The organism is Methanobrevibacter sp. (genome assembly GCF_015062935.1).
In the GTDB taxonomy this organism is placed as follows: domain Archaea; phylum Methanobacteriota; class Methanobacteria; order Methanobacteriales; family Methanobacteriaceae; genus Methanocatella.
In genome coordinates, this window is sequence record NZ_SUTM01000025.1 from 25,291 (window position 1) to 35,604 (window position 10,314).

The 10,314-nt window shown below is 32.5% G+C and carries 12 protein-coding genes; 11 read left to right on the plus strand and 1 reads right to left on the minus strand.

Features of this window, described 5'->3' with window-relative positions; translation table 11 throughout:
- Positions 1 to 132 precede the first annotated feature (132 nt).
- Positions 133 to 1,266: an adhesin gene (locus E7Z81_RS10590; RefSeq protein ID WP_292747558.1), complete on the plus strand. Its 1,134-nt coding sequence runs from the start codon at positions 133 to 135 to the stop codon at positions 1,264 to 1,266.
- A 61-nt stretch (positions 1,267 to 1,327) separates the two neighbouring features.
- Positions 1,328 to 2,011 (plus strand): MIP family channel protein, encoded by a 684-nt coding sequence (locus E7Z81_RS10595; protein WP_292747561.1) that lies wholly within the window; start codon positions 1,328 to 1,330, stop codon positions 2,009 to 2,011.
- Positions 2,012 to 2,032: 21 nt separating this feature from the next.
- Here E7Z81_RS10595 and E7Z81_RS10600 read toward each other — a convergent pair whose 3' ends face one another.
- Positions 2,033 to 2,725, minus strand: coding sequence for a nitroreductase family protein (locus E7Z81_RS10600; protein WP_292747564.1), 693 nt, complete (start codon positions 2,723 to 2,725; stop codon positions 2,033 to 2,035).
- 99 nt (positions 2,726 to 2,824) lie between these two features.
- On the opposite strand from E7Z81_RS10600, the gene pyrH reads away from it, so the two are divergent.
- The 9 genes from pyrH to tnpA all read left to right on the plus strand — a co-directional run.
- Positions 2,825 to 3,502: a UMP kinase gene (gene pyrH, locus E7Z81_RS10605; RefSeq protein ID WP_292747567.1), complete on the plus strand. Its 678-nt coding sequence runs from the start codon at positions 2,825 to 2,827 to the stop codon at positions 3,500 to 3,502.
- An 8-nt stretch (positions 3,503 to 3,510) separates the two neighbouring features.
- Positions 3,511 to 4,299, plus strand: a complete 789-nt coding sequence (locus tag E7Z81_RS10610; RefSeq protein ID WP_292747570.1) for a TatD family hydrolase — start codon at positions 3,511 to 3,513, stop codon at positions 4,297 to 4,299.
- A 12-nt stretch (positions 4,300 to 4,311) separates the two neighbouring features.
- Positions 4,312 to 4,503, plus strand: coding sequence for a DUF2116 family Zn-ribbon domain-containing protein (locus tag E7Z81_RS10615; RefSeq protein ID WP_292747573.1), 192 nt, complete (start codon positions 4,312 to 4,314; stop codon positions 4,501 to 4,503).
- Positions 4,504 to 4,511: 8 nt separating this feature from the next.
- Positions 4,512 to 4,835, plus strand: coding sequence for a YbjQ family protein (locus tag E7Z81_RS10620; protein ID WP_292747575.1), 324 nt, complete (start codon positions 4,512 to 4,514; stop codon positions 4,833 to 4,835).
- Between the two features lies 1 nt (position 4,836).
- A complete protein-coding gene (locus E7Z81_RS10625; RefSeq protein ID WP_292747577.1) occupies positions 4,837 to 5,688 on the plus strand; it encodes a hypothetical protein in 852 nt (283 codons plus the stop codon).
- Between the two features lie 352 nt (positions 5,689 to 6,040).
- The gene (locus tag E7Z81_RS10630; protein ID WP_292747580.1) at positions 6,041 to 8,764 is read left to right on the plus strand and encodes an Ig-like domain-containing protein; all 2,724 of its coding nucleotides are present in this window, start codon (positions 6,041 to 6,043) and stop codon (positions 8,762 to 8,764) included.
- 128 nt (positions 8,765 to 8,892) lie between these two features.
- On the plus strand, positions 8,893 to 9,711 hold the full coding sequence (locus E7Z81_RS10635; RefSeq protein WP_292747582.1) for a DUF364 domain-containing protein: 819 nt from the start codon (positions 8,893 to 8,895) through the stop codon (positions 9,709 to 9,711).
- A 9-nt stretch (positions 9,712 to 9,720) separates the two neighbouring features.
- A complete protein-coding gene (locus E7Z81_RS10640) occupies positions 9,721 to 9,921 on the plus strand; it encodes a hypothetical protein (protein WP_292747585.1) in 201 nt (66 codons plus the stop codon).
- A gap of 132 nt (positions 9,922 to 10,053) precedes the next feature.
- Positions 10,054 to 10,314 (plus strand): IS200/IS605 family transposase (gene tnpA / locus E7Z81_RS12080; protein WP_367263253.1); only part of this gene is annotated, 261 nt, incomplete at its 3' end.

Consider the following 10,314-nt stretch of genomic DNA (forward strand, 5'->3'; position numbering starts at 1 on the left):
TTTAAACTGAATTTAAATTGATAAAATAAAAAAATATGATAGTATAAAAGAAATTTAATAAAAATAAATCAATAAAATATTTTAATTATAAAAATAATAACTAAATATTAATCAAAGTTAAGGTACAGAGATATGAAAAAGAAAATTGCAATACTACTATTAGCATTATTAATTGTCTCACCAATGGTTCAGGGAGTTACCGCATCCAAAACAGTGTTCATAACTTCCGATAACCTCATAGACCATGATACTGACGTTGATATGCTGAATTCAATTAAAAAGTACATAGAAGAAATTAGTGGAGGTGAACTTCAAGTAATTGTTGACAACCAGGCACCTTCACCAGGAGAAGGATATCGGGCAATTCAAGTAACAAGTGATGTAAGCATATGTTTAGCCGCATGTGATGCAGGGAATTTCTTACAATTAGCAACAGCTACAAAAGATACCAATAAACAAATTGTTTTAGTGAATACTGGAGATTATGATTTGGATAATCACACCAATTACCTTAGACGTGCTTGGGATGACAATTATTCCAATGAAACATTTATGGGAATGCATGATCCAGGAACATTCCTAAAAAATGATGGAATATACTACATCCAGCCATTAAAAGAATTCCCAGACAATGGAAGAAACGGTTATATCGACAGATACGATGACAAAATGAACGAACAAATAGCTAAGGAAATTGTTGACATAGTCAATGCACATGGAAATGATACAAAGATATTCAGTGACAATATGATTGTATCAAACAAGATAGCTCCAAGCACTCTCGCAAATGCAAGTAAAGCACTGATTGCCAGTAACGATACTCAAATGAATGGCACTTATGGAAATTACTCAGCGGCACAGTTGCTTTATCAAGCAAGTTCCTATTTGAATGGAAATGGATTGGATATTCCAAAGGCAATGGCCGGACCTGAAAATCCTATGGGCATTTCATTTTTAGTAAAAGACAAATATTCAATTTATGATTATATAAATATGGCAGGAATAGTTAGAAATTATATGGATGCAAATGGACGTGCCCCAGACTCAATTGAGTACGAGGGAGCACATATAGGTTATTATGATCTGCTTTATAATTTTGCTAAAATAACCCAAAACCATACTGATGCAAAACATATGGGCTTTAATAAAGAATATAGTTTCGATAAAGTCAATGATTCATTCTTACTCAAAGCATTCCCATTCATATTGATTTTATTCGTATTATTCATTGCATATTTAGGATATAGAAGATTTAGAAAATATTAAAAATAAAAAGTAATATAAATTTAACAGTAGCAAAAAGAATTACAAAATAGAAGTGAAATTTATGAAAAGATATATTTCAGAATTAATCGGAACAATGGTACTTGTTCTTTTCGGATGTGGAAGTGCAGCTATAGCCGGTTCCGTATTAGGTAACCTCGGAATTGCATTAGCATTCGGTTTATCTATCGTGGCTATGGCTTATGTGATTGGAGACATCTCCGGATGTCACGTCAATCCTGCTGTTTCAATAGGCATGTGGATTGATGGAAGAATGGAAACAAAAGATTTAATCATGTACATCGTTTTCCAATGTATCGGAGCAATCATAGGTATTGCAATCCTTGCTGTTATAATTAACTCCGCTCCAAGCCTTGGAGGATATATGGCTACTGGATTAGGTCAAAATGGATTCGGATCTGCATCAAGTGTCGGACTTAATGTAGTCGGAGCCATAATTGTCGAAATAATATTAACCTTTGTATTTGTATTTACTGTACTTGGAGTCACTAAAAAAGCAGAAAACGGAGCGGTTGCAGGTATTGTAATAGGTTTAACTCTTGCATTCGTACATATACTAGGTATTCCATTAACAGGTACTTCAGTTAACCCTGCAAGAAGTTTAGCTCCAGCACTGTTCCTTGGAGGACAAGCATTACAACAAGTTTGGGTATTTATTTTAGCTCCAATTATTGGTGCAATAATTGCCGGTTTGTTACACAAAGGATTAATATCAGAGGATGCTTAAATCCTCTCATTTTTCTTTTTTTTAAATTTTTATACTTCCGATATAAGTATAACCTTTTAAGTCATCAAAACTATTTTTAACTTCAAATTCAAAAGTGTTTTCATTTGAAACATACAAATGAGACAAGGCAATTCCAACATCAATAGGATTCCATTTTTTAAGAATTTGCCTTTTTAAAATATTCTGTTTAACCTGATATACATCAAAACCATCTGAAGTGTGTTTAAAATACCATGGCTGGGAATTAATAGCTGAAGGAGCAAGCTGTGCGGGAATTAACTTTTCATCCTCAAAATCACTGATTTCTGATAGGGATTTCCTTTTAAAGTTTGATACATCGCGAGTCATTTCATCTGATTTACCAAAGGCTATCAAAATTACAAATTCAGGGTCTTTTTCTTTTATTGAAGCCATTCCAACCCAACAGCTGCCAATGCCTATGCTTTGTAAAAACAGACACCCCTGCTGAAATACAAATCCTATATTGACTAAACCCAAATCCTTCTTCTCAGAGTATAGCGCCAAATAATAGGGAGCACTCCAAGGTGTTTTTAGGCTTACTTCATCTCTTTTAAAGATTTCATAATGATAATGAATATCCTCTGTTAAAGGATTCACATTTGAAATGAATTCATGAATACCACTCAAATCGATTTCATCATCCAAATACTTTCTACAAGATTTTCTAACATATATCTGATTACTCAAATCCATTGATAAAGCACCCCAACACAATTAAAATAATATTTTAAAATTTCTAATTAATTAAGATTTAAATAACATATAATTTATAAATTACTATAAGGTGAATATATGAAAATTGTTGTTGCAATTGGTGGATCAATATTGCTTAAAGAATATGATTGTAAAAAATTCCAAGAGTACAGTGCTATCTTGAAAGATTTAGCCGAAGAACATGAATTATTCATTGTCGTTGGCGGTGGAAAACCTGCAAGAGAATACATTAGTGTAGTTCGTGACTTAGGAGCTGGAGAAGCACAATGTGATGATATTGGAATTGAAGTAACTAGAATTAACGCTAAATTAATGTTAGCAGCGCTTGGAGATGCAGCATACCAAAGAGTTCCTCATAACTTCCAGGAAGCATTGGAATTTTCAGCAACTGGCAAGATAATAGTTATGGGTGGAACTGAACCTGCACACAGTACAGATGCAGTTTCTGCAATATTGGCAGAATACATCAATGCTGACAAACTGATTAATTTAACTTCCGTTGATGGAATGTATACAAAAGATCCTAATAAATTTGACGACGCTGAACTTGTTCCTGAAATTACAGCAACAGATTTGCTTGAATTTTTAAATGGAAAAGACGTTAAAGCCGGAACCTATGAGTTCTTTGACACAACCGCTGTTCAAATGATTAAAAGGTCAAATCTTGAAACCGTTATAACAAACGGATTTGAACCGGAAAATCTCATTAAGGCAGTCAACGGAGAAACCATCGGAACAAGAATTATCAATGAATAGGTGATTAGGTGGATAATCTTATCGACATCGGTTTGAATTTAATGCATTCCTCATTTAAAAAGGATAGAGTTGAAATAATTGAGGAAGCAAAAAAAGTAGGTGTGAACCAGTTCATCATCACAGGAACCAACGTGAATTCAAGCCAGCTTGCAGCACAATATGCTTCCAAATATCCTGAAACATTATATTCAACATCAGGAGTTCATCCTCATGATGCAAAAACCTGTAATGGACACAGCATGTTTGAATTGGAAAAAATAGCTAAAGAAGATTGTGTTGTAGCTATTGGCGAGTGTGGCCTTGACTATAACAGAAATTTTTCACCACAGGACCTTCAGAGGAAATGGTTTGAAGCACAGGTACAGCTTGCCGATAGATTAGATATGCCTTTATTTTTACATGAAAGAGAAGCACATGAAGATTTGTATAACATTTTAAAGAAATATGATGGAATAAGTGAAAAATCAGTAGTCCACTGTTTTACAGGAACAAAATCAGAAGCTCAAAACTACATTGATTTAGGCTGTTACATTGGAGTAACCGGATGGATTTGTGACATGAAAAGAGGAAGAGATTTGCAGGAAGCAGTGAGTGTAATTCCTCCGGAAAAATTAATGATTGAAACCGATGCACCATTCCTCATACCAAAAAACTTCGATGTCAAACCTAAAAAAAATAGGAATGAACCAAAATATTTACCTCATATACTTAATACCATTGCACTTTGCATGGGCATTGATGCAGAAGAATTAGCAGTTCAAGTTAATAAAAATACTAAAGAATTTTTTAAAATATAAGGAGATGATAAAATGGCAGTAGACCCTCATAAACATTGTCCAATTTGTGGAACCCCAATACCATTAAATGAACTTGTATGCTCACCAGACTGTCAAAAAGTTTGGGACGCACGATTAAAACAAAGGAAACGATCACAAATAATTCTGTATATTGTTATTGCAATCTTTTTAATAATCTGGGCATGCATGACTTTTATTAAATAGGGATATAAATGATTTTAACTTCAGCAAATACTCTGGAATCCAAAGAAATAATTGATTATAAAGGCCTTGTAACCGGAGAATTTTTAATAGGTTCAAACATTTATAAAGATTTATTTTCCGGAATTCGTGATGTAGTGGCTGGAAGAACATCTATTTATGAAGCAGAACTCGAAAAAGCCAGAGAAAACGCCCTTAAGACCATGGAAGAAAAAGCGGAAAGTTTAGGTGCTAACGCAATAATCGGGCTCAAGATTTCATATGATAATCTTGGAGGCACCATGGGAAATACTATTCTGGTTACTGCTTATGGTACTGCAGTAAAATACGAATAAAATGAATTTTAGAGAACGAAAAATAAGATTAGCATATCTTAAAGAAGCAATAGCCTGCATTGCATTCGGTACGGCTGTTGGTCTTGGAGTATATGCTGCTTTTTTATATTTTGAAATAGCTATTTTTGGATGGAATTTAGGTTTAGTATTTGCACCTCTTGCCGCAGGATATGCAGAAACATATCTCGCCAATAAGCTTATTGGAGACAGTATAGGTGCAATCAGTGCATTTATTCTTTTCATTGATACTGTTATTTACGGGTTTATTTTGAAAAATCCTACATTAGGTTTCAATGTAATAACAATCGGTTCAATAGGAGTAATATTGCAAGCCGCATTTCCAACTTTAATAAACTATATTATTATAGTTGTAGGAATAGGTGTCATTTCATACATGTTAGGAATTTTCAAAAGGACAACCACATTCTTTTCAAATAAAATTAATAATATTCTCTACAAACATGGGCTTAAAGAACCCGAAGTTGTTGAAACTGAAGAGATTCTTCCATTCAATGAACAGAAAAGTAATGAACAAATCAACAGTTTAGATTTTTACTTTATAACAAGCACAGATATTTTAGACCGCCACCATAAAAATCTGGGACAATACCATGCAACAGTGATTGTTGAAAAGGAAGAAAAAAGGGTCAACAGCGACCCCGAAAATGTTATGCTCACAACATCAAACAAACTTAAACAAGGAAAAGATGAATGCTTAATTAAATTAGCCAATATCATACAAAAAGCTGGGGGAAATTGTGTTGTAGATTTGGAAATCCAATACGGACTGGTCGGGCTTGGTGGAGACAACTATCAGATTACTGCAATGGGCATGGGCATTTATTTAGACTAAAACTAACTATTTTAATTTTTTTTGAATCAATTTAAAATTATAAATTGAAAATTTTGAATGATTGAATATATTTTAAAGCTAAAAATAAGTATTACCAATTATTTTTAATATTAAAGTTGTAATAACATTTATATAAATAAATAAATAAATATTTATCCACTCATTATGAAATATTATAGTCATTTGTAATTTTTTTAATAAAAATTGTCATAGTGAGAACCAAGAAGGTGTAAATATTTCGATTAAAAAAACAGCATTATTAATTTCTGTTGTGTTAATCTTATTCTTTTTAATAGGGAGCATTAGTGCAACCGAAATAAGTAATGCTACAAATACAGAAAGTTCTAATTTAATGGTAGAAAATGAGGACGTAGCTTTAACTGATTTAAATGATTCTAAATTGGAATTAAGCTCCGAATCACTAGAATATGGTTCAAACACATCTGATAATGAAATGCTCATGAGCAGTCCACAGAATATACAAACTGCTGATGAAAATTCAACATCAGATTCATCTAACACAACAACCATAACAACAAAAATCGATGTGAACAATCCTCGTTATTCCCAGTCAGGCACTGTAATAAAAGTTACTTTAAAAGATAGTGATGGTAATCTGCTTGGAAATAAAACTGTTAGCTTAAAAATTAACAGTAAAACCTACACAGACACCACAAATAATAATGGTGTGGCATATTTTACCGTCAGTGCTCTTAAAAAAGCATCATCATATTCAGTGAAAATAAATTTTGCTGGAGATTCAGAATATGAAAAAAGTTCTTTAACAAAAACAATTAAAGTAGTATCCTCAATTTCCGCAACCAATCAAGTTAAAGGATATGGTGAAAATAAAAGATTTACAGCCAAATTTTTAAAAGACAATTACATTTTAAAAAATACCAATGTAAAATTTACAGTTAACGGTAAAACATACACCGTAAAAACTGATTCAAAGGGTGTTGCAAAATTAACTGCAAGTCTTAAGCCTGGAAAATATAATATAAAAATTTATAATAGTTATTCCAAAGAAACAGTAACAAAAACTTTTACTGTTAACAAAGGACCTACCACCATTACTGGATCAAATGCATACATACTTCCTAAAACCAAATACTCTTATTCCGTTGTATTGAAAAACAGTAGAGGCACATTGCTTAAAAACGGTAAAATCCACTTTACTTATAACGGTAAAGAAGTGATTAAAACTACCAATGCAAACGGAAAAGCAACCTTGACTATTCCTGCTCTTTCAAAAGGTACATACACAATTAAGTATCAATTTAAAAGAAGCAGCAATTATAAGTCAACTAGTGGTTCTAAAAAGTTATATGTAAAAGATTCAACAACAAAACTTAAGGCAACTACCTTAAAAATGCAATACAATGATGGATCAGTATTTTCCGTTAAATTAACTGATTCTGCTGGAAAAGCAATGGCCAATAAAACTATAAAAATTACTTTAAACGGAAAAACCACGTCAAAAACTACTGACAGTACGGGTGTGGCCAAATTAAGTATAGGCAACTTAAAACCAGCAACATATACAGTTAAATCAACTTACTCAAAAGCAGGTTTAAAAGATTACAATATCTTAACAAGCAGTGTTGTAATATCAAAACAGACTGCCAGTATAACCGCAAGCGATTTAGTTATGGAATATAAAGATGGGTCCGTTTATCAAATAACTCTTAAAAATAAAACCGGATCAGTCCTCCCAAATACCACAATCCAATTTACCTTAAATGGAAAAACCATCAATGTAAATACTGATGGAAATGGTGTGGCAAAATTAGCTATCTCTGAAGATGTAGGATACTATGTAATAAAATCAGCCGTAAGCTCCACATATTATACTTCTTCTGAAGTATCAAAACATGTGTTAGTTAACGGTACTAAATTTACTGCAAGCGATTTAATTTCCCCTCCTAATACCAATAATAATTTCACAGTGAAATTATTAGACGGACAGGGAAAAGAGGTTTCCGGAAAAACTGTTAAATTTACATTGAACAGTAAAGAACAATCTGTAAAAACAGACTCAAATGGTATAGCAAGACTTTCCCTTTCAGGACTGGCACAAGGAACTTACACCGTTTCATATACTGATGGATTTGCTTCAGGTACATCAAAAATAACAATAGTTGAAAAAGTTACATTAAAACAAATCATTGCAGCATCACAAAATGTTAAAAAATACATTGAAGGCAATGAAGCTTTACCTAAGACCGTTACAATAGGTAGTGTGACTTATTCACTTGCGGAATATATGTATCTAGCATCTCAGGCCATTATTAATTTAGATAAAAATAGTAAAGCTGACATCAGTGTAAAAGCAGTGAATGCCCCTGCAAGTCCAAAAGAAGCATCTACTTTAGGAAATCTTTATGATTACGTTTCAGTTGCGAAAAGTGTTGTGAATACTGTTAATTCAAAAGGCACTATGCCAGATTCCGTAAGTTCAAAAGTTGGAACTATTGGTTACAATGGATTAGTTTATGCTACTGCTCGTGTTGTAGCGTTCTATGATGATTATTCCATAATGCCTAACTACGTATCCATTAAAACATACAGTAGTACTTCAAGTTCAAGTTCATTGAACTCAAAAAATACTATAACAAACTTAAAAGCATATTTGGCTGCTTCCACCAATTGTCAAGTAGGAAACAGTAAAATCAAATCACTTGTTAATTCACTTACTTCAGGATTAACAACCGATCTTGCTAAAGCAAGAGCAATATACAATTATGTACGTGATTCAATATCCTACAGTTTCTATTATAACACTAAATATGGTGCTGTCGGCACTCTTAATGCTAAAACCGGAAATTGTGTTGACCAGGCTCATTTATTAATAGCTATGTATAGAACTGCAGGCCTTGCTGCAAGATATGCTCATGGAACATGTTACTTCACATTAAGTGGAAGTACATACGGACACGTTTGGACTCAAGTCTTAATTGGCGATACTTGGATTGTAGGAGATCCAACAAGTGCAAGAAATTCATTTGGAAATGTTGTTAATTGGAACAACTATAATTATAACCTTAAAGGTTATTATTCTAGCATTGCATTCTAATTAACTTCCTTTTTTCTTTTTTTAAAATAGCTCTTTTTTAATTATCTATCAAAACTTTTTCTAAGTCAATAGGTTTCACTGCAAAAAAATTATTAAACAAAATTAAAATATATAATTTCAGTGATACTATGGACGACCTTTTAAAAGATACCGTGGATATTGTTGTAAACAGATTAGGATCAAAGCTAGACAATATTACTGTTGAAAGAGCAGTATTCGGATTATTCTTCTCAGGCGTTAAATTATCCACAGGACATGGAGGATTATGCTTTACCCCTGTTAAGGAAATGCCTGAAGCAGTATGCTGTCCAAGTTCGGCTATGGTAATGCCTCTTTCTGGAAAACTATCAAATGTACCTGTAAAACAATATCTGGACAATATTTTCTGTGATAATGTTTTAAGAAGAACATTGGGTATTGCAACACTCAATGCATTAAGCACAATCATATGGGAAAGCGAGGATTCAACATATATACCAATCATTGGCAGAGACGCTTTTGATGAAATAGATGTGACAAAATACAACAAGACCGTTGTTGTCGGTGCATTGATTCCAATGCTTAAAAAATTAATAGCCAATGATTGTGACTTTACAATTTTAGAACAGGATTCACGTACATTGAAAGACCATGAACTTAAGTTTTATGCACCTGCAGAAGATGCATACAAATATGTTCCAGATGCAGATTTGCTGGTAATTACAGGCGTTACTGTTTTGAATGGCACTTTATCAGAACTTCTTGAAATGGCGAAACCTGAAGCCGAAATATTGGTTACAGGACCTACGGCAAGCATGATTCCAGATGTGTTTTTTGAAAAAGGTGTGACAATGACCGGAGGGATTATTGTAACAAATGCTGATGAATTGCTGGATATCATATCTGAAGCAGGATCAGGTTATCATTTCTTCGGACAATCAGCAGAACGTGCAATAATTAAAAAATGAGGTGAAAAAATGGAAAATGAAGGAAACATCATAATTCCAATTATCGGTTATATATTAACATTGATACATCCATTGATTGGCATAGTATATGGAGCAGCATTGTTCTATCTGAAAAAAGAAGTTCCATTATACCGCAAACATGGACGACTGATTATATACTTTTCAATTTTAGTATTTGTAGTAACATTAATAGTTAGACAATTTTTATAATTACTACAAATCCTTTTTTATCTAAATGATGCAAGAATACCACAACTTCTGTAAAGTTGTGGATGAATTGCAAGTTGGGTATACTATTATTTTTTTTAACTTTTAAATAGTTATTTTCTTATAATAATTATTATGAGCAGTAATTTGAATAGGAATCAGCATTCAGTATACATATTAACTTATCATTTAGTATTGGTGATTAAATATCGTAGAAATGTAATTAATGAAGATATATTCGATTCATTAATGGTTATTTTTGATAATATTGGTTTTAAATATGGTATTCAAGTTAAAGAAGCGAATTGGGAGGTTGATCATATTCATATTTTATTTGAAGCTAAACCAAGTACTAATTTGGTTAAATTCATTAATTCTTATAAAAGTGCAAGTAGC

Coding starts and splice junctions, on each gene's coding strand:
- pyrH (WP_292747567.1), top strand. CDS start 2,825: ATGAAAATTGTTGTTGCAATTGGTGGATCAATATTGCTTAAAGAATAT.
- E7Z81_RS10620 (WP_292747575.1), top strand. CDS start 4,512: ATGATTTTAACTTCAGCAAATACTCTGGAATCCAAAGAAATAATTGAT.
- E7Z81_RS10590 (WP_292747558.1), top strand. CDS start 133: ATGAAAAAGAAAATTGCAATACTACTATTAGCATTATTAATTGTCTCA.
- E7Z81_RS10600 (WP_292747564.1), bottom strand. CDS start 2,725: ATGGATTTGAGTAATCAGATATATGTTAGAAAATCTTGTAGAAAGTAT.
- E7Z81_RS10635 (WP_292747582.1), top strand. CDS start 8,893: ATGGACGACCTTTTAAAAGATACCGTGGATATTGTTGTAAACAGATTA.
- E7Z81_RS10595 (WP_292747561.1), top strand. CDS start 1,328: ATGAAAAGATATATTTCAGAATTAATCGGAACAATGGTACTTGTTCTT.
- E7Z81_RS10630 (WP_292747580.1), top strand. CDS start 6,041: ATGGTAGAAAATGAGGACGTAGCTTTAACTGATTTAAATGATTCTAAA.
- E7Z81_RS10615 (WP_292747573.1), top strand. CDS start 4,312: ATGGCAGTAGACCCTCATAAACATTGTCCAATTTGTGGAACCCCAATA.
- E7Z81_RS10640 (WP_292747585.1), top strand. CDS start 9,721: ATGGAAAATGAAGGAAACATCATAATTCCAATTATCGGTTATATATTA.
- E7Z81_RS10625 (WP_292747577.1), top strand. CDS start 4,837: ATGAATTTTAGAGAACGAAAAATAAGATTAGCATATCTTAAAGAAGCA.